Origin of the sequence: Streptomyces sp. NPDC093097 (assembly GCF_044754325.1) — a bacterium.
Lineage (GTDB): Bacteria > Actinomycetota > Actinomycetes > Streptomycetales > Streptomycetaceae > Streptomyces.
Genome location: NZ_JBIVOW010000011.1, coordinates 192,194 through 212,660, shown reverse-complemented (window position 1 = coordinate 212,660; position 20,467 = coordinate 192,194). Strand labels below are relative to the sequence as shown.

19 protein-coding genes are annotated in these 20,467 nt (G+C 71.4%); 10 read left to right on the top strand and 9 right to left on the bottom strand.

All coding sequences use genetic code 11. From position 1 onward, the window contains the following. Positions 1-186: 186 nt before the first annotated feature. From ACIQE0_RS20475 to ACIQE0_RS20465, 3 genes are read right to left on the bottom strand one after another with little or no spacing between them, the layout of a single operon-like run. Complete coding sequence (locus ACIQE0_RS20475; RefSeq protein WP_402334052.1) at positions 187-873, bottom strand: response regulator; 687 nt, start codon at positions 871-873, stop codon at positions 187-189. Next, positions 870-2,240, bottom strand: coding sequence for a sensor histidine kinase (locus ACIQE0_RS20470; RefSeq protein ID WP_402334049.1), 1,371 nt, complete (start codon positions 2,238-2,240; stop codon positions 870-872). The genes ACIQE0_RS20475 and ACIQE0_RS20470 overlap by 4 nt, the downstream gene beginning before the upstream one ends. Next, positions 2,237-3,235: a hypothetical protein gene (locus ACIQE0_RS20465; protein WP_402334046.1), complete on the bottom strand. Its 999-nt coding sequence runs from the start codon at positions 3,233-3,235 to the stop codon at positions 2,237-2,239. Before ACIQE0_RS20465 ends, ACIQE0_RS20470 begins: the two co-directional genes overlap by 4 nt. Positions 3,236-3,559: 324 nt before the next feature. On the opposite strand from ACIQE0_RS20465, the gene ACIQE0_RS20460 reads away from it, so the two are divergent. The 6 genes from ACIQE0_RS20460 to ACIQE0_RS20435 all read left to right on the top strand — a co-directional run bounded on the left by ACIQE0_RS20460 (position 3,560) and on the right by ACIQE0_RS20435 (position 9,205). Further along, entirely contained in the window at positions 3,560-5,179 is a 1,620-nt protein-coding gene (locus tag ACIQE0_RS20460; protein ID WP_402334044.1) for a purple acid phosphatase family protein, read from the top strand. Positions 5,180-5,359: 180 nt separating this feature from the next. Then, positions 5,360-6,790 (top strand): MFS transporter, encoded by a 1,431-nt coding sequence (locus ACIQE0_RS20455; RefSeq protein WP_402334041.1) that lies wholly within the window; start codon positions 5,360-5,362, stop codon positions 6,788-6,790. A gap of 170 nt (positions 6,791-6,960) precedes the next feature. Continuing rightward, entirely contained in the window at positions 6,961-7,308 is a 348-nt protein-coding gene (locus ACIQE0_RS20450; protein ID WP_402334038.1) for a hypothetical protein, read from the top strand. 216 nt (positions 7,309-7,524) lie between these two features. After that, the gene (locus ACIQE0_RS20445) at positions 7,525-7,947 is read left to right on the top strand and encodes a hypothetical protein (RefSeq protein WP_402334036.1); all 423 of its coding nucleotides are present in this window, start codon (positions 7,525-7,527) and stop codon (positions 7,945-7,947) included. Positions 7,948-8,147: 200 nt separating this feature from the next. Then, positions 8,148-8,966, top strand: a complete 819-nt coding sequence (locus ACIQE0_RS20440; protein WP_402334034.1) for a hypothetical protein — start codon at positions 8,148-8,150, stop codon at positions 8,964-8,966. Positions 8,967-8,983: 17 nt separating this feature from the next. Next, positions 8,984-9,205 (top strand): toll/interleukin-1 receptor domain-containing protein, encoded by a 222-nt coding sequence (locus ACIQE0_RS20435; RefSeq protein WP_402334031.1) that lies wholly within the window; start codon positions 8,984-8,986, stop codon positions 9,203-9,205. Positions 9,206-9,369: 164 nt separating this feature from the next. Here the strand turns inward: ACIQE0_RS20435 and ACIQE0_RS20430 are convergent, their stop codons facing one another. Together ACIQE0_RS20430 and ACIQE0_RS20425 are read right to left on the bottom strand one after the other, a co-directional pair. After that, positions 9,370-10,623, bottom strand: coding sequence for an MFS transporter (locus ACIQE0_RS20430; RefSeq protein ID WP_402334028.1), 1,254 nt, complete (start codon positions 10,621-10,623; stop codon positions 9,370-9,372). A 445-nt stretch (positions 10,624-11,068) separates the two neighbouring features. Next, positions 11,069-12,073 carry an alpha/beta fold hydrolase gene (locus ACIQE0_RS20425; RefSeq protein WP_402334025.1) on the bottom strand — a complete coding sequence of 335 codons (1,005 nt, stop codon included), beginning with the start codon at positions 12,071-12,073 and terminating at the stop codon, positions 11,069-11,071. 212 nt (positions 12,074-12,285) lie between these two features. On the opposite strand from ACIQE0_RS20425, the gene ACIQE0_RS20420 reads away from it, so the two are divergent. The 4 genes from ACIQE0_RS20420 (at position 12,286) to dapA (ending at position 16,007) form a co-directional block, all read left to right on the top strand. Continuing rightward, the gene (locus ACIQE0_RS20420) at positions 12,286-12,912 is read left to right on the top strand and encodes a TetR/AcrR family transcriptional regulator (RefSeq protein ID WP_402334023.1); all 627 of its coding nucleotides are present in this window, start codon (positions 12,286-12,288) and stop codon (positions 12,910-12,912) included. Between the two features lie 318 nt (positions 12,913-13,230). Beyond that, entirely contained in the window at positions 13,231-13,695 is a 465-nt protein-coding gene (locus tag ACIQE0_RS20415) for a carboxymuconolactone decarboxylase family protein (protein ID WP_402334020.1), read from the top strand. A gap of 118 nt (positions 13,696-13,813) precedes the next feature. Continuing rightward, positions 13,814-15,025 (top strand): alpha-hydroxy-acid oxidizing protein, encoded by a 1,212-nt coding sequence (locus ACIQE0_RS20410; protein ID WP_402334017.1) that lies wholly within the window; start codon positions 13,814-13,816, stop codon positions 15,023-15,025. Between the two features lie 82 nt (positions 15,026-15,107). Next, the gene (gene dapA, locus ACIQE0_RS20405; RefSeq protein WP_402334014.1) at positions 15,108-16,007 is read left to right on the top strand and encodes a 4-hydroxy-tetrahydrodipicolinate synthase; all 900 of its coding nucleotides are present in this window, start codon (positions 15,108-15,110) and stop codon (positions 16,005-16,007) included. Between the two features lie 156 nt (positions 16,008-16,163). Here the strand turns inward: dapA and ACIQE0_RS20400 are convergent, their stop codons facing one another. The 4 genes from ACIQE0_RS20400 to ACIQE0_RS20385 form a co-directional block, all read right to left on the bottom strand. Then, positions 16,164-16,922: a sulfite exporter TauE/SafE family protein gene (locus tag ACIQE0_RS20400; RefSeq protein ID WP_384097792.1), complete on the bottom strand. Its 759-nt coding sequence runs from the start codon at positions 16,920-16,922 to the stop codon at positions 16,164-16,166. A gap of 15 nt (positions 16,923-16,937) precedes the next feature. Then, positions 16,938-17,981 (bottom strand): NAD(P)/FAD-dependent oxidoreductase, encoded by a 1,044-nt coding sequence (locus ACIQE0_RS20395; RefSeq protein ID WP_402334011.1) that lies wholly within the window; start codon positions 17,979-17,981, stop codon positions 16,938-16,940. 3 nt (positions 17,982-17,984) lie between these two features. Continuing rightward, positions 17,985-19,379 (bottom strand): lysine N(6)-hydroxylase/L-ornithine N(5)-oxygenase family protein, encoded by a 1,395-nt coding sequence (locus ACIQE0_RS20390; RefSeq protein ID WP_402334008.1) that lies wholly within the window; start codon positions 19,377-19,379, stop codon positions 17,985-17,987. 96 nt (positions 19,380-19,475) lie between these two features. Beyond that, a complete protein-coding gene (locus tag ACIQE0_RS20385; RefSeq protein ID WP_402334005.1) occupies positions 19,476-20,465 on the bottom strand; it encodes a TauD/TfdA family dioxygenase in 990 nt (329 codons plus the stop codon). Between the last annotated feature and the right edge of the window lie 2 nt (positions 20,466-20,467).

The following is a 20,467-nucleotide window of genomic DNA, read 5'->3' as shown; positions in this document are numbered from 1 at the left end:
CGGCGTCGGGTCACGGTCCGGTCGTCGAGGTGCCGAGGTGCGGGGTGACGGAGTCGCCGAGGTGGCGAACGGCCGTCTGGTCCCTCCTTCGAAGCATTCCAGGCACGGCAGTCGACGCGTTGCCGTAGGGCGGCTGCCCCGGTCCCATGAACGGGAGTGCACCGTCCGGAGCCGATGGGCCGCCGGTCAGCCCGGGGTGACGAAGCCGTGTTCGTATGCGGCGATCACTGCCTGGGTGCGGTCCCGGACGCGGAGTTTGGCGAGGACTCCCGCGACATGTGTCTTGACGGTCGCCGGGCCCACGCCGAGGCGTTCTGCGATCTCCGTGTTGGACAGTCCGGTGGTCATCAGCCGCAGGACGTCCGCCTCCCGGTCCGAGAGCCGCGCCGGCCACGCCGCCTCGGCCGGGCCCCGGGCACCGGCGGTGCGGGTGCCCGCGTGCCGGGCCGCCAGGGCTCGTACGGCCGCGGGGAACAGCAGGCACTCGCTGCGCGCGACCAGCCGTACCGCCTGTACCAACTCCTCGGCGCCCGAACGCTTCAGCAGGAAGCCGCTCGCGCCCACGCGCAGCGCGTCGTAGACGTACGCGTCGTTCTCGAAGGTCGTCACCACGATGATGCGCGGTGGGTCGGGGGTGCCCGCCAGCAGCTGTTCGGTCGCGCGGATGCCGTCGATCTCGGGCATCCGGACGTCCATCAGGACGATGTCCGGGCGCAGTTGGCGGACCAGGGAGACGGCCTCGGCGCCGGTGGCGGCCTCCCCGACGACCTCCATGTCCGGTTCGGCTCCCAGGATGGCCCGCAGGGCGCTGCGCACCATGGCCTCGTCGTCGGCGAGCACGATGCGCAGCGGTGCGCTGTCGTTTCCCGTCACTGGTCCACTCCCGGCACTGACTCTGGCTCTGGCGCTGCTGTCCTGTCCGCTTTCGGGTCCGGGGCTGCGTTCAGGGGGAGGACGACGGCCAGTCGCCACCGGTCGTCGTGCGGGCCGGATGCGGCTCGGCCGCCCAGGAGACGGGCCCGTTCGGCGATGCCGGCCAGTCCCCGGCCTCCCCCGGGCCACTGCGGCCCGGTCGTGTGCGCGGCCGCAGGGATCGGGCGGGCCGCAGGCGCAGGCAGTTGGTTCTCCACGGTGATGGTCAGTCCCTCCGTCGCGTGGGAGAGGTGCAGGTGTACCGCGGCTCCTGCGGCGTGCCGGAGTGCGTTGTTCAGGCCCTCCTGCACGATGCGGTACGCCTCGCGGGAGACGGTCGGGGGAAGCAGTTGTGGGGCGCAGTCGACCGTGGCCGTCACGGCGGTCCCGGCCGCGCGGGTGCGGTCCAGCAGTCCGTCCAGGGCGGTCAGGTCCGGGGCCGGGGCGAGAGGCCGGGCCGGATCGCCGTCGGCCGCGGGCCCGTCGTCCTCGCGCAACAGGCCGAGTACGGTGTCGAGTTCGGTGACGGCCTCGCGGGCGGCCGTCTCGATCGCGGTGAGTGCCTGGCGTACGAACTGCGGGTCCCGGTCCAGTACCCGGCCGGCCGCGCCGGCCTGGAGGGTGACCGCGCTGAGCGCGTGTCCGACGGAGTCGTGCAGTTCGCGGGCGATGCGGTTGCGGGCGGCGAGGTCGGCGGCACGGCGTTCGGCGGCGGCGAGCCGGTCGGCGGGGGTGGGTCCCAGCAGCGTCGGGGCGCAACGCGCCAGCAGCCGGCCTCCCGCCCAGGCGGTGCCGATCACCAGGGCGAGCAGGCCGATTCCGGTCAGTGGCCCGTACCAGCCGGTGAGGGCGGGCCAGCCGATCCGGGGGTCGTTCAGGGCCGCGATGAACGGCCGCAGGATCAGCACGACGGCCATGGGCGGGGCCGCCAGTGTCATCCCGCTGACGATGCCGCCGGCCAGGAGGTGCAGCGTGTACCACAGTGCCGTGCGCCGCCGGGCGGCCCACGAGGTGGCGGGTCTCTCGACCACCTGGTCGCGCGGGACGCCGCACAGCGCCCGTGCCCCCGTCGCCTCCAGGGTCCGTGCGAGCGGGAAGAGGGCGGTCAGCGCGGCGAGGGGCAGGGCGGCGCCGAATGCGGCGAACTGCCACCAGGGTTCCCGGAGGGGGTCCGAGCCGGGGAAGACGACTCCGATCGCGGTGGTCGTCAGCAGGAAGTAGGGCATCAACAGGGCGCCGCCGAGGATGAGATGGACCCACCGCCGTGCGGCCGACCGCACCGAGACCCTTCTCCCCGAGGGCGCCCTCGTCTGCGGAGCCGTGCTCATCGCGGTGTCCGTGGCGTGGTCCGCTCCGCGCAGTGGTAGGCGCCCGCGGCGGCGATGAGGGTCCCGGCGATCATCTGGACAGCGTAGGTCAGGTGCATGACGGAGGTGGGCGCCTGAGGGTCGTTCAGCGACGCCGCCAGGGACGTGACCGCGAGCCAGGCTCCCCATGCTGCGGTCGCCCCCGAGCCGACCCAGGCCAGCGCGAGCGGCACCCATACCCGCACCCCGCGGCCGATCCGGAGCGCGAGCATCAGCGCGCCCACCGCCGCGCTCGCCGCCCACAGGGCGTGCACCGCCTCCACGACGTGGAAGTCGGTGGTGCGGCCCGCGGCCAGGCCCGCGCTCAGCCCGCAGGTCGAGCCGGCTGCCCACAGGGCGTGCAGGGCGGCGGGCAGCAGCGCGAGTCCGGCCGCCGCCACGGCGATGACGCGCTGTGCGGCGGCGGTGGGAGAGGGCGGCAGCGCCCCGAGGCGGCCCTGCCACACCGGGGCCCAGCGGTCACGCACGTACATCACGAACAGCGTTCCCAGGCCGAGTGCCTGGACGATGAAGCCGCCGTACACCATGCTCCACACCCAGTCCTCCAGCCACGATGCCTGTGCGGCTGCCTGGGCCCCGACGGTTTCGGCGCCGAGCGCTCCGGCCACCAGCGTCGCCGGGAAGCCGACCACGATCGGGGCGAGCAGGCCGGTGGCGACCCACAGCGGTACGGCGACCAGCCACGCCGGGACCCGCCTTCCCCAGGGGCGGGTCAGCAGCAGGGCCAGCACGATGACGGAGGCGTCCATCAGGCAGGTCAGGGCGTTGGCGATCCTCATGACGGTCTCGTGGGCGAGCAGTTCACTGCCGTCGGGGATGCCCACGCGGCTGCCGGCGACCCAGGCCACCTTCAGGGCGAGGTACGGCAGGCAGGCGGCGATGGTGACCGTCCGCAGTGTCATCTGGAGGGCGCTCGCCGGTGCGGACTGGGCAGCGGGTGGTGCGGTGGTCGTCATACGGTCCAGGCTTCCGGCCTCGGCCGTCTGCCGCCTCGGCCTTGACGACGATCTGCCTCCGCCGCGTGGGGGAAGCGGATCGGGCAGGCGGATCGGGCAGGCGGATCGGGCAGGCAGACGCGTCGGGGCGGATCGGGGAAAGCGGATCGCCGCGGCGGCGCTCCACGCGATCGCGTCCTCGCCTCGCGGACCGGTCCCGCCCCCGGCACGAGAGCAGGGAACAACGAACAGGGAACAGGGAACAGGGGCTCCGCGCAGGTGTCAGAACAGTCGGTCGAGCTTAAAGTTCACTCGATCAACTTCCTTCTTGGAAAGGGTACTTCCATGTCGATTTCACGCAGATCGGTACTGACCGGTTCCACGGCGGGTGCGGCCGCCGCTCTGGGGACCGCGGGGAGCGCCGCAGCCGCCGGGCGGCCGGTGGGCGCCGCGCCGTCGCCGTTGTTGCAGCGCACGCCCAGCCGTCTCGGGGTGCCGGGGGTGGCCGGGCTGCATCTCCAGTTCGGCGCCGATCCCGCCACCGAGATGACGGTGTCCTGGATCAGCCCCCAGTCCGTGCAGCGTCCGCAGATACGCCTGGGGTCGCCGGACGGTGGCGCCGGGCGGGTGGTCGATGCCGAGACCCGTACCTACCGCGACGGGCTCTCCGGGGAGGAGGTGTACGTCCACCACGCCCGGATCGGCGGACTGCGGCCGGACACCACGTATCTGTACTCGGCCGGGCACGACGGCGCCGCGCCGGAGACCGGGTCGTTCACCACGGCGCCCCGCGGCCGTACCGCGTTCACCTTCACCAGCTTCGGTGACCAGGGTGCGCCCAATCTGCGCCGGGTCGTCAAGTGGCCCACGGGAGACACCCCGTCGCCTTCCGGCCGTTTCCCGCTCCACACCAGCAGCCAGGCCGGCACCGCGGCGTCCGCCGACATCGTGGCCGCGGTCGAACGGGTCGGTCCGCTGTTCAATCTGGTCAACGGCGATCTGTGCTATGCCTCCGCCGCCGGTGTCTTCGGGGAGGACCGGGTGGCGACCTGGGCGGACTGGTTCATCGGCAACAGTCGCTCGGCGCGGCTGCGCCCCTGGATGCCGTGCGTGGGCAACGGTGAGAACGAGAAGGGCAACGGCCCGCTGGGCCTGACCGGTTACCAGACCTATTTCACGCTGCCCGGCGCGGCGGCCGGCGGCGACCCCGAGACGCGTGGCCTGTGGTACGCCTTCACCGTCGGTGCGGTCCGCTTCGTCAGCCTGGCCAACGACGACGTGGCGATCCAGGACACCGGCGACACCTATGTGCGCGGGTACTCCGACGGTGCGCAACGGCGTTGGTTGGAGCGGGAGTTGAAGGCGGCGCGGGCCAGTGCCGACATCGACTGGATCGTCGTCTTCATGCACCATCCGATGATCTCCAGCAGCCGCAGTGGAAGCGGCAGCGACCTCGGGATCCGTGAGGCGTGGGGACCGCTCTTCGACGCGTACGGGGTCGATCTGGTGCTGTGCGGCCACGAGCACTACTACGAGCGCTCGCTGCCGGTCCGCGGCACCCTGCCCAACCAGGCGCGCACCCCGGTCCCGGTCTCCACCAGTACCGATGCCGCCGATACGAGCAAGGGTACGGTGCACATGATCATCGGTGGCGGCGGCAACTTCGCCACCACCCAGGACGACCTGTTCGAGGAGCCCAAGGGCCGCGTCGTGGTCTCCTTGAGCAAGGAGCCCGAGGGCCGCCACCGCAAGGCGGTCTTCGTCACCGAGGACGCTGCCTGGCGGGCCGCCCAGGACCGCGTCCACACCCACGGCTTCGCCGCCTTCGATGTCGATCCGGGTACCCGCCGCACCGGGCGCACCCGGATGAACGTCACGTACTACACCTTCGACGGCCCCTACGGAGAGCTGACTCCGGTGGACACGTTCGTCCTGGAGCGTCCGCGCGCGGACGCCAGGCACTGACACCGGCCCGCGCCCAACGCCCGTCCGCACCCCGCCCGTTGCGAGGGCCGGGCAGACACACGAAGCCGTCCCACCGCCGGAAGATGTGAGGCACGCCACGTCCGTTTTGCCGGATTACCGGGTCTCCCCCGCCCGCCATCATGCCCGGAAAGGAATCACCTCACAGGACGGGGTCCACACGTGGACGACAGTCAGCGCGTCGGGTCGTGGCGCGAACTCGGCAGTCATTGCGGGACCGCCGTGGTGCTGGCCGGGGGTGTGCTCGTCGGCGCGGTCAACATCTACCTGGCCGCGAGCCTGCTGCCGACGGCGGTCGCGGACATCGGCGGTGAACGCCTCTACGCATGGAACACCACGGTCTTCCTGACCGCCCAGGTCGTCGCGACCATGCTCGTGAGCAGAGTGCTCGCCCGGCGCGGCAACACCGGCTCCTATCTCGTCGGCTTCGGCCTCTTCACCGTCGGGTCGGTGGTCTGCGCGGCCAGTCCGGCCATGCCGGTGCTGCTGGTCGGCCGTGGTGTGCAGGGGCTTGGGGCGGGCTTGTCGACCGGCCTGGGGTTCGCCCTGATCCATTCGGCGCTGCCGCGCCATCTGTGGGTGCGCGGCAGCGCGTTGATCTCCGCGATGTTCGGGCTGGGCAACTTCGTCGGTCCGGCCCTGGGCGGGCTCTTCGCCCAGTTCGGGTCCTGGCGGCCGGCGTTCGTGGTGCTGGCTGTCGCCTCGGGGGTGATGGCGGCGTTCGTCCCCCGTGTGCTTCCCGGGGGCCATCGGGCCGAGGCGGAGGCGGTTCCGGTGCCGCTGGGCTCGCTGACGCTCGTCATCGGGGCCGCGGGGGCGGTGAGCGTCGCCGGAACCCTCTCGGACGAGGTCGCGAGGGTGGCGTTCATCGCGCTGGGACTGGCGTTGGTCGTGGCCTTCGGTCTGGCGGAGAAGCGGAGCCCGGTGCGGGTCCTGCCGCGCGCGGCCTACCGGTCCGGCTCCACGTTGCGGTGGGTCTACCTGACCATCGCGTTCCTCGCGGCCGGCGTCGCCGTCGAGACGTTCCTGCCGTTGTTCGGTCAGCGCCTGGGCGGACTGCCGCCGGTCGCCGCCGGGTTCTTCGGGGCGGCGTTGTCGCTCGGCTGGTCGGCGAGCCAGGTCGTCAGTTCCTCGGCACGTCGGCAGCGGACGGTTCGACGGCTCCGGGTGGCCGGCCCCGGCCTCCTCGCGGTGGGGCTGGCCGTGCTCGCCGTGCTGCAACGCCGCGATGCGCCGCTTCTGCTGGTTCTCGCCTGGCTGCCGGTTCTCCTCCTGGCCGGTGCCGGGATCGGCCTGGCCATGCCCCATCTGTCCGTTGCCGCCATGGCCGGCGCGTCGGACGAGGAGGAGGGCGAGAAGGCCGCCGCCTCGATCGCGACGGTGCTCACGATGTCGACGGCGTTCGGTGCGGCGGTCGCGGGCCTTCTGGTCAATCTGGGGCGCCCCTCGATGGTCGCCTCCGCTCGCTGCCTCCTGCTCGGCTTCGCCGCCCTCTGCGCCCTGGGAATGCTCACCGCACTACGGTCCGACCGCCTCGCCCAACGGACCGCGACGGCCGCGACCGGCGGCGAGGTGGACATGAGCGGCCGTTGAGCCGCGTGCCGGGTGTCACCGCTTGAGACGGGCCGGCACGGCCAGTACGCGTCAAACCGGAAGGTTCACCGACTACTTACCGCAATTCCCTCACACCGCCCATCAGTAGGGGCTACATTCGCCGGCAAGGTGCTCCATACCGGAAGCATCGAGACAAGGGGGAAGAAAGCATGCGTAAGATCGCGCTGTCCGCCGCGAGTCTGTCGCTCGCCGTGGGACTCGGAATCGCCGCGGCGCCCAGCGCCGTTGCGGCGACGCCCTGTCCGTCCGGAGCGGTCTGCATCCGCGAGACGAACGGCACCATCCTGAGCAGGAACATCTTCTACAGCTACGGCGCCCACAACCTGTCGAACGTCACCGGTATGCGCGTGGTGGTCAACAACCAGACCGGCGGCGCGGGCTTCAAGCTCTGCCTGGGGTACAACGGCACCGGCCAGTGCGGCATCGTGGCCCGTGACCCGGGTGAGTACGGGCCGGGCGACATGACGCCGATCAACTCCGTCGTCCTCGTGAAGTAATCGGCACCGAGGGCACTGGCGTCAGCCAGGATCTGCCCGGGCGCTGCTCTGGCGCAGGCGGCCGGAGCAGCGCCGCGCGGCCGCCAACTCCGTATGTGACGCAGGTCACATGACGTGGTGTCATGTGGCGGGCCGCCCAGAACCGTGTACGGAGTGATGGGGCCCGAACGCGGGCCCCACTGGGACATCCGAGCGGCATCACACGGGGAGGGCATGATGGACTGGCGCGTCGCACGCAGCCTGGACGTTCTGCTGGAGCAGCTGAACGCACGGTTCCCGCAACGGAGCAAGGCCAGTGACGGCTCCATCGGGGACAGCAACCACCAGAACCGGGACAGTGACCACAACCCCTGGTACGGGCCGGGCATCGTCACCGCCCGGGACTTCACCCACGACCCGGCCCATGGCGTGGACATCAACCGGATCACCGACGAGCTGGCGGCCGGCCGGGACCCGAGGATCAAATACATCATCGCCAACCGGCTGATCCTGGACACCCGCCCGGAGTTCAACCCCTGGAAGTGGATGCCGTACAAGGGCTCCAACCCGCACACCAAGCACTTCCACCTCTCGGTGGTGGCGGACCCGGCGTGCGACGACCCGCGCCCCTGGAACCTGCCGGTGCTCGGGAACCACTGAGGCCGTCCGGGCTTCCTGCGAGCGGTCGCGGACCGCGGTCGGCATCTCCCGCGCTGCCGCGTCTCGGCCGCTCCCCTCCCCCGGCGATGGACGGTCCGCCTCTCCTCGAGTGTCCCGTTCCGCCTCCGCTCCGGCGGGTGATCCTCCGCTCTCGCGGGCAGGAACAGTGCGCACCCTGACGCACTCTGTCGGGAGGGTTCATGGTCTCGCGAAGAAACCGGTGGGCGAGGAGCACGTGCGCTGCCTGGCTGCCGGCCTGTGCACTGACCTGGCTGCTGTGCCGACTGTTCTTCGGGTCCTGGGGCGGGCTCGTCGGGATACCGGTGGTGACCCTGGTCTTCAGCCCGCTGGTGGAGACCGCGGGGCACTTCCGGCAGCGCGCGGACGGGGAGCGCCGGCCGCAGTGGCGGTGGCGTCGGCTGCTGCGGCCGGAGAGCGTGGTGTGGCTGCTGTCAGCGGTGGGCCTGACCGCTGCGGTCGTTCCGTTCGGTCCCGTCCTGCCGGCCCCGTACGGATGGGGCCTGGTGGCGGCGGTGACGGTGCTCGGGTTGGGTTCGAGCGCGGCGCATGGCCTGGTGTACCGGGCCCGGGCCCCGCGTGCGGTGCCGGACCTGCGGGCGTCGCTGCGGGGGTCGGCGTTGTGGGCGCTGGTCGCGGCGGGTGTGCTGGGGGGTGCGGCCTGGGCCGTGCGGCACTGGACGCTGCCGTTCGTGCGCGGGGAGTCCGCTCCCACGGGGCGGGAGGCCGCGGTCGCGGACCTGCTGAGGTGGCTCGACGGGCAGGTGCGGACCTCTCTGTTCGGCCCGTCGTTCGCGCAGTGGTACTGGTCGCTGCTGGTGGCGGTGGTGGCGCTGGTGATCGGCGGGGGCAGTGCCGCGCTGCGGGAGTGGCCGGCGCGCCGGGCCCGGTTGCGCGACCCGTTCGCCGACGCGCCGGAGGGCGAGCGTTCGCCGCAACTGCGGGACACCGCCCAGGTGTTCCTCAGCTACTCCCACGCCGACACGGACTTCGCGCGCTGAAAGAGCACGGGCGGAAGGTGTGGGCGGACTGGAACGGGATCTATGCGGCGGACAAGTGGCGGTGGAAGATCTTCGAGGCGCTGCGCGACTCGGACGCCGTGATCGTCCTCATCAGCCGCAACTCGCTCGGTTCCCACTGGTGTTGGCGGGAGTACGAGAAAGCCATCGAGCTGGGGAAGCGGATCCTTCCGGTGCTGATCTCCCCGGCGCCGGCGGGCCGTGTGTCACCGACGCGCTGAAGGAGGCTGGCTGGGAGTCGTTGACCGCGTACCAGCAGCTCGCCATGACCGACCCGGCCGACTTCGACCAAGGGGTGCAGGGCACGCTGAAGTTCTTGGGGCGGTGGGCCCGCAGCGCGTGCTCCAGGTCGCGGTAGGGGGCGGAACGGGGTCCGAGACGTCGGTTATCCGGCCGGCGTCTGGTGCGGGGGCTCGCGGTCCGGGGTGGGACGGTGCCCGGTCGCCGAGGTCTGCGTGGTGGGGGCGCGGAGCATGCGCGGTGCGCAGAGCAGGGCGCAGGCGGCGAGCAGGCCGGCGGTGACGGCGAAGGCCGCGGGTGGGCCGGAGCGGTCGATCAGGACACCTCCGGCGGCTGTGCCGAGGGCCGCCCCCAGGTTGTAGGCGGTGTTGATCCATGCGCCGGCCTCGGTGCGTGCGCCTTCGGGGACGAGGCGGTCGACGAGTTGGTAGGCCGTGATCAGGAGGACGTCGGTGCACGCTCCGGCGAGCAGCAGGGCGACGCCGGCCGCCGGTGGCGCGTACGCGACTGCCGGGAGGAGGTAGCAGAGGGGGGCGAAGGCGGCCGGGACGAGCGGTCGGCGCGTCAGGTCGGTGCGCCAGTGGCGTCGGCCGTAGAGCAGGCCACCGAGGACACCGCCGAGGGAGAACAGGGTGGTCAGGACTCCGGCCGTGAGCGTTCCCCAGGCGGCGAGGAGGGCCACCTCGCAGAGGCTCAACGCCGTTGCGGCGGCGAGTACGAGCGCCAGCAGGGGTGTGAATCCGGCGGCCCGCAGGGGGCTTCGGGGTCGGGCGGTGGGGGTTGTCGCCCGTACGCTCGCGGGGGTCCGGCGCAGGGCTGTGGCCAGGAGGGCGAAGCCGGTGATGACCAGTGTCGAGCACATCATGAGCACGGCGGGTGCGGAGGAGAGGGAGACCAGCAGTCCGCCGAGGACCGGGCCGATCGCGAAGACGGTGGACTCCGCTGCGGTGTCCAGGCTCAACGCGCGCTGGCGCTGCGCCTCGTCCCGGGTCAGCTTGCCCCACAGGGTCCGCATCAGCGGGCCGACCGGGGGCGGGAACACTCCCGTCAGTACGGCGAGGCCGGCGCTGAGCGGGGCGGGCAGGTGGGTGGCGCAGGCGGCGGCCAGTGCGGACAGCAGCAGTGCGTAGCAGACGGTCAGGACCATGAGTGCGGCGGGCCGGCGCTCGACGAGTCGGGCCCGGACGGGGCCGAGGAAGGCGGAGACCAGTCCGAACAGGCCGGTTGCGGCGCCGGCGACGGTGTAGGAGCCGGTTCCCTCCCGCAGTGCGAGCAGCAGCGGGAGGCTGAGCAGTCCGTAGCAGAGCCGCGCGAGCATGGCGGCGGCGAACAGGGTGCGGGCGTGGGGCAGTGCGAGGACGGCGCGGTAGGACGCGCTGCCCCTGTCGGGGCTGGGCATGGAAGTCTCCGAGGTGGGCGCGCCGGTGCCGGGGTACGACCGGGTGCGGTCGCGCGCGGGTATGACCGATCGATGCGCGTTCCGTCCCGCTCACCGGCACGCCTTGGGAGGGTGCGGTGCGGGAGCGGAGGGACGTCTGTCAGTCCGGCTCGGAGGAGGACACGAGCGGCAGGGTAACGGGCTTCGGCATCGGCGCACCAGCCTTTTTGACCGCCGGTGCGGGGCGGCTGCCGGCGTGCCGTTCGTTGGGGCGCGGCAGGTCTCCGGGCGTGCGGCATGCGGGGGTTGGGAACTCCCGGGCATGCGGCATGCGGGGGTTCGGGCGAGGTTGAGGAAGCGCCACCGCTGTGACGCTTCCTGCCCTGTGCCTGGCGCGACTGCCGGGTGCGTCGCCGTTACCGTTGTGGGCCGGTGTCCCTGGTGGCGGTCGGGGCGTGGGACGTCGTCAGCGGCTCAGGTGCGCGACGCGTTCCAACTCGTCCGCCAGTACTGCCGGGTCACGCGGGCCGGCATGCGGGGCGGTCAGCGAGCGGACGCGGAAGCGGTTGTGCGGGGTGGTGTCGTCCGCCTCGCGGATCATGAGGTCCTGGAGCGGCAGCGGGATGGTGTGGTCCTGTGTGTAGCGGACGAACGTGCGCGGCACCCGGCCCCACTTCTCCGGCAGTCCGCGGGCGTCCTCGCTGGCGCCGATGGCCGCCGACTCGTCCGGCTCCAGGATGTTGAACAGCGCCCGGACCTCGGCGTCCGGCCGGTCGGCGGCCATCGCGTCCTTGGCGGCGGCGAAGAACGCGGGGTCGCCCGAGCGCCAGTTGACCCGGCTGACGCCCAGTTCCGGCGGTGTCTGGACGGCGGGCATCGTGAACATGGCGCTGGTGGCGGCCTCGGGGGTCATCACCAGTTGGAGCACGGAGGGGTGCCGGGTCGGGCAGAACGCCGAGGCGTACACCAGGTGGGAGAGCAGTTCGGGCACCTGGTTGGCGACCGCGTTCAGGGTCGCGCCGCCGAGGCTTGCGCCGACCAGTATCACGGGGCCGTTGCGCCGTACCTGACGCAGTACGCCGATGACGTGCGCGGCGCAGTCGGCCAGTGTCACCTTGGAGATCGGGGACGGTTCGGTGCGCAGTCGTTCGAGGTCCTGCGGGGCCTGGTAGGACTGGGGGAAGTAGGCGCCGAGCCCGTGTCCGGGGAGGTCGACGGCGATCGCGCGGTGTCCGCGCAGGCCCAACTCGCGCAGCAGGGGCTGCCAGTAGAAGGAGTTGCTTCCGGAGCCGTGGACGAGGACGAAGGTGGGTGCGTTGCGTGCGGGTCCGTCGGCGTGTGCGACGGACGTGCCGGTGCCCATCGCCGTGACCGCCCCCGCGCCGGCCACGGCGGCGGCTGCCTTCAGCGCACCGCGTCGTGACGTCCGACTCGGCGTCTTGGCACCATTGTTGCCTCTTGTGTCATCCATGCCGTCGACTCTAGGGACTGGCCGGGGGCGCGGGGCGGCTTTCGTGAATTTACCTACGTGCGTGTATGTATGCTGCGACCGCGGCGGGCCGCGGTGACGGGGCGGGCGGTGCCGGATGGCGGCTGATCCGGGTGGTCGGCGACAGTGAACTGTGCGTCGATCGGCGGTAGTTGGATGCAGGCGGGATCTTGACGAGTTGATCGGAGTGAGGCATGGGTGACCGGACGCGAGAGCGCCTGAGTCAGGCGGACCGCCGTCTGCGTTCGCGTACGGCGCTGCTGGAGTCGGCGACGCGGGGGTTGTCCCGTTACGGCTACGGCAACCTCGTGCTGGAGCAGGTGGCCAAGGAGGCCGGGTACACCCGCGGGGCGCTCTACCACCAGTTCAAGGACAAGCAGGAGCTGGTCCTGGCCGTGGTGGAGTGGGTGCGGGAGTCCTGGGACCGGGAGGTGGGCCAGGCGGTCGCGCGGGAGTCGGATCCGGTCGCGGCGCTGCTGGCCCTGGCTCGCGGTCATGCCGTCTTCTGCCGGGGTGACATCGCGCGGGTGGCGATCGCGTTGCGGCTGGAGTTCTCCGGGCAGGACCATCCGGTGGGGCGTCAGGTGGAGGAGGGTTACGCGTCCATCACCCGGCGTTGCCTGGGTCTGGTCAAGGCCGGGCGCAGGGCCGGCGCGATCCCGCCCGGCCCGCCGGCCAGGACGGTGGCGCTCGCCTTCGTGGGTGCGTTGGAGGGGGCCGTCATCGCGTTGGCGGGGCAGGCGCGGTATGACGACGCTCTCGCCGCGCGCACCGCCGCCGGCGTTCTGGGGCTCGTTCCCCTCGACTTCACGGGACGTTGAGCCGCGAGGCGCATGCTGCACGCGTTTCACACGCGGCCGTAAACGCTGTCTTCGGGCCGTTCTTGTGGATCTTGCCGAAAACCGCTCTTGCGGCGCAGCTCGATGGCGCATTCCTCACGGAGTCGATATGGCCGAACCATGCCGTGCTATCGGAGTTCCCCGAAGGGGCGGGCGGGCATTCGCTCGGTCGCGGGCGGGCGATACCGTTTCGCGCGCCTCGAAGGTCGCCGCCGTCCGCCGTCGTGATCCGGAAAGTCGGGCGCGCTGTCCGGTGGGAACGGATTCCAAGAAGCCGTCAGATGTGGATACCGTGTCGGCATGATCGAACGCATCAATCTCACGGACGCGTTCCCCGCGGCCTACCAGCAGATTCGGAAATTACGGGAAACCGTCGAGGCCGCGGCAGAATCCGCTGGGCTCGACCCGAAGCTCGTCGAATTGGTCAAGATCAGGGCGTCGCAGATCAACGGCTGTGCGTTCTGCCTGGATCTGCACATCCGGGATGCCCGCAGGATGGGTGAGGACGACCGCCGGCTGTCGTTGCTCGCGGCCTGGTGGGAGACCGATCTCTACACGCCCCAGGAGCGTGCCGCGTTGGCGCTCACCGAGGCGGTCAGCAAGCTGTCGCAGGTCCAGGACGTACCGGACGAGGTGTACGAGGAGGCCATCCGTCATCTGGACAAGGAGCAGTACACCGCCGTGGTCTGGTCGATCAGCGTGATCAACACCTTCAACCGGCTCACGGTGACCAGCCGCAAACCGCTGCCCGGCCGCGTCGCATGAGCATCCGGCCGCGCACCGTCTGACCGCGTGCCCGGGTGTGCGCGCGCCGCGCACCGGTCCGCCGTGACGGACGCACAGCGCCACCCCGCCCATTTCCTGTATCCGGGAGAGAGGTTCCGTGACCAAGCGCCGACTGCCCCGCCCGCAAGAGCTCGCCCAGATCCTGCGACCGAAGCCCGTTGTCCTCAACGCCACCGACCGCCGGCTGGCGGCCGCCTACACCATCGCCGACCTGCGTGCCCTCGCCCGTCGCCGCAGCCCCCGTGCGGTGTTCGACTACACCGACGGTGCGGCGGAGGCCGAAATCAGTCTGCGCCGGGCCCGGCAGACCTTCCGCAGCATCGAGTTCCACCCCGGTGTGCTGCGGGGTGCGGCCGAGGTGGACACCGGGGTGGACATCCTCGGCAAGCGGTCCGCGCTCCCCTTCGCCTTCGCGCCGACCGGGTTCACCCGCATGATGAACCACGAGGGCGAGCCGGCGGTGGCCAGGGTGGCCCAGCGGGCGGGTATTCCGTACGCGCTGTCCACCATGGGCACGACGTCGATCGAGGACGTCGCCGCGGTGGCGCCGACCGGCCGCAGGTGGTTCCAGCTGTACGTGTGGCGGGATCGTGCCGCCGGCCGTGAGCTCATCGAGCGTGCCCACCACGCCGGTTACGACTCCCTCATCCTGACCGTGGACACCCCGGTGGGCGGTGCGCGGCTGCGCGATATGCGCAACGGGCTCACCATTCCGCCGGCGCTCACGCTGCGTACGTTCCTCGACGGTGCGCTGCATCCCGCGTGGTGGTTCAACCTGCTGACCACCGAGCCGCTGACCTTCGCCTCGCTCAGCTCGTGGAAGGGCACGGTCGCCGAGCTCATCGACGACATGTTCGACCCGACGCTGAGCCTCGACGATCTGGACTGGGTGCGCGAGTCCTGGCCCGGCAAGCTGGTCGTCAAGGGCATCCAGAACGCGGACGACGCGGGCGACATGGTCAAGCACGGTGTCGACGCGATCATCCTGTCCAATCACGGGGGGCGTCAGCTGGACCGGGCTCCCACCCCGCTGCGGCTGCTGCCGGCGGCGCTGGACGCGGTGCAGGGCGAGGCGGAGGTCTGGCTGGACACCGGCATCCTCTCGGGTGCGGACATCGTCGCCGCGATGGCCCAGGGGGCGAACGCGTGCCTGGTCGGCAGGGCGTATCTGTACGGGTTGATGGCGGGCGGGGAGCGGGGCGTCCAGCGTGCCGTCGACATCCTGCGCACCGAGATCGTCCGGACGATGCGGCTGCTCGGGGTGAACTCCATCGCCGATCTGCGTCCCGCGCACGCCACTCTGCCCTGACGGCGTGAACATCTGACGAGGCATTCCGGGGATGGCGTGGACTGACCTACGGCATCCCCGGGATGTGAGTAATCTGCGCCCTATGACGCATAGTTCATCGCGGAATACCGGTCGGCCTTTCGGCAGAGTTCTGACCGCCATGGTTTCCCCGTTCGACGAGAACGGCGCAGTGGAACCGAAAATCGCGCAGGAAGTGGCGACCCGCCTGATCGACAGCGGAAACGACGGAATCGTCGTCAACGGCACCACCGGGGAATCCCCGACCACCTCCGATCGCGAGAAGGACACCCTGATCCGGGCGGTCGTCGAGGCGGTCGGCGACCGTGCGACCGTCGTCGCAGGTGTGAGTACCTATGACACCGCGCACAGCCGGGAGCTGGCCCGGCAGGCCCAACGGGCCGGTGCGCACGGTCTGATGGCCGTGACGCCCTACTATTCCCGGCCGTCCCAGGAGGGGGTGTACGCGCACTTCACGGCTATTGCCGACGCCACGGATCTGCCGGTGCTGCTGTACGACATTCCGGTGCGTGCCGGAGTGCCGATCGAGGTCGACACGCTGCTCCGGCTCGCCGAGCATTCCTCGATCACCGCCGTCAAGGACGCGAAAGGCGATTTCCTGGCCGGCAGTCGGGTCATGGCCGAGACGGGCCTGGCGTATTACTCGGGCGACGATCCGCTCCATCTGCCCTGGCTGTCGGTGGGTGCCGTGGGGTTCGTGAGCGTCATCGGTCATGTGGTGGCGGACCGGTTGCGCATCATGCTGGACGCCCATGAGTCGGGTGACCCGGCCACCGCGCGGGCCGCGCACCGTGCTCTGCTCCCGGTGTATCGGGTGCTGGGGCGGGTCGGTGGGGTCGGTTTCGCGAAGACGGCGTTGAGCCTGACCGGGCTGGAGGCCGGTGCGCCCCGGTTGCCGATCGCTCCGGTGACGGATGCCGAACGGGCGCTGATCGCCGAGGACTTGATGCCTGTCCTCGAGTGATGCGGTGGATGGTGCGCCGGTCCGGCACCGGGGCGTGCGGTGGCGCGGATTTCGCGCTCCGGTGCCGGTGCGGGTGCGGCGTCCGGCGGGTGGGCACGGACCGGGCCGTCGGGCCGTGCCCCTGCCGGTGTCACCTGCCGTTGCCTGGTTCGTGGGTCAGCTGATGAACAGGGCGATCGAGACCGAGAGGCCCACGGCCACCACGATCCAGCGCAGCACCTCTTCGTTCATCCGGCGGGCCAGTCGGGCTCCGGCATAGCCGCCGATCAGTGCGGTCGGGGCGGCGACGGCAACGGCCGTCCAGTCGACCGGTCCCCATGCGGCGAAGATCAGCAGGCTGATGGTCGAGTCGACCAGGGACAGCGCCGCCTTCAGTGCGTTGAGGCGGCGCAGCCCGTCGGAGGTGGCAAGGGCCAGTGCCACCAGCATGATGACGCCCATGGCCCCGCCGAAGTAGCCGCCGTAGACGCCGGCGGCGGCCATCGTCAGGGAGAGCACGGCCAGATGGCGGCGCCCCTCGGTGGCGGCGGTCCGGCCGGCCCGCCGGACCAGTTTCTTGACCTGTTTCTGCCCGGCCAGCAGCAGGCTGGCGAAGAGCACCAGGACCGGTACCACCAGGTCGAAGGTGGCGCTCGTGGTGATCAGCAGCAGGACGGAACCGGCGATGGTGCCGACTCCGGTGGCGATCGACAGCAGGACCAGCCGGGTGCGTGACTGCTCTTTGAGGTCGTCGGCGAATCCGTAGACCTGTCCGATCCAACCCGGCCAGTTGGCCACCGAGTTGGTCACGTTCGCCGAGAGGGTCGGCAGTCCGGCGCCGAGCAGTGCGGGGAACAGCAACAGCGAGCCGCCGCCGGCGATGGAGTTCACCGCGCCCGACAGCAGGCCGGCTCCGGCGACGGCGAGAAGAGCCACTAAGTCCACAGAACCTCAATCCTGGCACAGCCTGTCCGCGGCCTCGTGGGCGATCGCCGGAGCCAGCCGGTAGCCGAAGCCGCTCCCGGCGCCGGCGAACACGACGCGTGCCGTGTCTGCCACACCGGCGATCAGGGGTTCCCCCTGCGGACCGTACGCATCGCAGAATACGCGTGCCGAGCCCGGCCGTTGGGTGAGTCGGGGTGCGCAGGCGTGCAGGTTCGCCGTGGCCTCCGCCACGTCCCTCGGGGTCAGTCCGCGGTCCACGGTGTCCGGGTCGACGTCCCATTGCGGGCACACATAGCTGTAGAGCCAGTGGCCGTGGTCGTGGAGGGGCAGCAGGAAGGCGTCGTGGTCCTGGAAGACGACGGCTCCGTCGTCGGGGCCAGTCGGTGCGTCGAGGTGCAGGGCGACGATCTTCTTCACCCGTATCCCGAGGTCGCCGGTCAGTGCGGACCATGCCGGGTGGCCGGTCCAGGGGCCGGGGGCGAGGACCAGGCGGTCGGCGGTCAGCCTCTCGCCGGTGCTCAGGCGCAGCGTGACACCGGTGCGCGCGGGGTCGACGGCGGTGACCTCGACGCCTTCGCGGAAGGCGACGTGCGGCCGGAGTCGGGCCGCGAGTGCCCGTGTCACGCCGTGCACGTCGGCGTGGTGACCGCCGCTGATGCGCCAGGCGGCGCACCGGTCGGGGAGCGTGGTGAGGGGACAGGGCAGGGTGTCGGTGCGCACGGGGGTGGAGGCGGGGAGGTAGCGCTCCAGGATCGTCCGCTCATGGCGTGCGTCGGCCACGACGGTCATCGGCAGTGCGCGGATGGGGAGTTGGGGGAGGTCGCGTTTGAGGGTGGCGTAGTAGTCCTGGCTGTTTTCCGTCATGCGTCTGAAGCGTTGGGTGGTGCCGCGTGGGATGTGTGTGCCGGCGGACCGGAGACTGGCGCCGCAGCCCACCTGGTTGCGGTCCAGCACGACGATGGACGCCTCCGGGCGCCGGGCGGCCACCTCGCGGGCGATCAGGCAGCCGACGATTCCGGCGCCGACGATGGCGACGTGGACTCCGCTCACCGCTCACACTCCCTTGGGCAGTTCGTCGCGGAGGCCGCCGTCCCGGCCGGTGAACCCGTCGGTGAATCCGTCGGCGGCCGGGTCCGAGGCCGGGGACCAGGTGACGAAGGAGGGGTGCTGGTCGTCCGTCTTGGTGCCGAGCATCCGGTCCGCGATCCGCCGGCTGCGCCAGGCGACCAGGCTCAGGTTGGGGTCGGCGAGGCCGCGTTGCCGGCGGGCCGCGTTCTGGACGAAGAGGTGGTGCCGGGGCGGGCCGTCCCAGTGGGCGGCGAAGTCCTGGTCGATCAGCAGCTCGCCGTCCTCCCAGGCCAGTCGGTCCGCGAGCGGGGCCAGGACGTCCGGGGCCGTGGGGCGGAAGCCGGTGGCCCACACGATCACGTCCGCGGTGATCTGTTCGGCGGGGCCGGAGCGGTCGGCGGGGACGAGGGTGATGTCCCAGTCGGCGCCGCCGACGCCGGGGGTGACGTGGGTGACGGCCCGTCCGGGGTACAGGCCCGTCAGCTCGTGGTTGTCGTCGAGGAAGCGGTGGGTGTAGCAGCGCTGGTAGATCGCCCGCAGGGTGGCGGCCGAGATGCCGTCGCTGGTCAGGAGTTGTTCGGTGAGGAACGCCTCGCGGGGTTTGCGTTCCTGTGCGAAGAAGTGGTCCGAGAAGCTCGGCATGTAGTAGTCGTTGGTGAAGGGCGTGTCGTCGATCGGGAAGAAGTTCGCCCGCCGGGAGATCCAGGAGACCTGCCGGGGGTTCTCGCCGTCCGGGCGTGAGACCAGGTCCAAGAAGGCCTCCGCTCCGGACTGGCCACCGCCGACGACGGCGACCCGCAGGCCCCCGAGTCCCACGGCCCGTCGCAGGAAGTCGCTGACGTGGAACTGCGTCGTGCCCAGGTCCGGTCGGCAGAACGGGGGCACCCATGGGCGGTTCCCGATGCCGATGGCCACGTGGTCGGCGGTGACGGTGCGCCGGCTGGTGCGGATGACGAAGACGTCGTCGAAGTCGACGGAGTGCACCTGCTCGCCGAAGGTGACGTTCTCGTTCTTCTCGCCGGCCCACGCCAGGTAGTTGCGGAACTCCTGGCGTGGTACGGCGTCGAACTGCGCGTTGACGTAGTGGTAGATCTTGCCCTGTTCGTGGAGGTAGGAGAGGAAGGAGAACTTGTTCGTCGGTTCCGCGAGGGTGACCAGGTCCTTGAAGAGCGAGACCTGGAGCGAGGCGCCGGGGATCTGCTGCCCGTCGTGCCAGCCGGCGTCGTCCCGCTGCTCGATGAACAGGCTCGTGAGGTCCGGGTGGTCGTGCAGGAGCGACGCCAGGCTCAGGTTGGCCGGGCCGACGCCGACGCCGACGCAGCCGTAGTGCGGGCCGGCGGCGCCGTGCTTCGGGGAGGGTGCTGAACGCAGTGATTCCATGCTGGCGGTCTCCGCTTTCCGAGGCTGTTCCGGGCTGGGGGAGGTCCTGGGCAGGCACGTCGTGCGGCCTGTGCGGCCGGTGGCGCGGGCGGTCGGCTACCTGGTCAGCACATGGCTGTCGCCGGGGCGGTGGTCCCGGGAGCGTCTGAGGTCGCAGAGCACGAAGGTGCGCTGGAGCCAGCGGTCGCTGCCGTCGTAGCGCGGTCGGAAGGCGGTGCGGCCGTGGACCGTGACGCGGTTGTCCACGATCGCCAGTTCGCTCGGTCGCAGGGGGACGGTCCTTTGGACCGTTTCGAAGGCGGACCGGAGTTCTTCCATGGCCTGTGCCGCGCGCCGGGTCGTGGCGGTGGTCGCCGCGAAGTCCACCCGGACGTCGGGGTCGGCCGGGTCGCCGGAGAGCACCGGGTGGACCACGCTGTCCTGTTGGGGTCCGAAGGAGGGCGGTGGGCAGGTGACGTACTCCGGGCTCGCCAGTCGTTCCCGTACCGGTGGGTCGAGCAGTGGGAGTGCCGCTCGGACGCAGGCCGTGCGGAGTCCGGCCCTGCCCTCGTGGTCGGCGCGCAGGCAGAGCAGCATGACGAAGTCGGGGCGGTGCGGGTGGAAGGCGTTCTCGTTGTGGAACGTCAGGAGCACCGATCCGGAGTTGCCCTGGACGTCTTCGCTGCCGGGGACGGGGACGACGTTCTGGACCAGGGCGCCGCCTTTCTCGGCGCGGTAGGCGGCCGGGTCGCCCAGTGCGCCGGCGATCATCAGCAGGACGGCGGCGGACACCGACGGCTCGCGCTGGACGGAGTCGGGGACGGTGGGGGTGGGCGGCAGGGTCGCCTGGTCTCGGACCGGCAGTCCGCGGAGCAGCAGGGCGCCCTGGGGGCCGGAGTGCCGTCGGAACCGGGCGAGTGGTGCGCGCAGTTGCCGTGGGAGGTCGTGCCGGGCGTCGCGGGCGGCGGTGATCCAGGCCGGGTCGTCGACAGCGGCGGCCGGTCGGTGGACCAGTTGCTCGGCGAGGTCGGCCACGGTGTCCGAGGCCGGGCCGTCGAGGGCCAGCTGTGCGGTGGCGCGGTCGGCCTCCAGTGTGACGGTCGGCATCG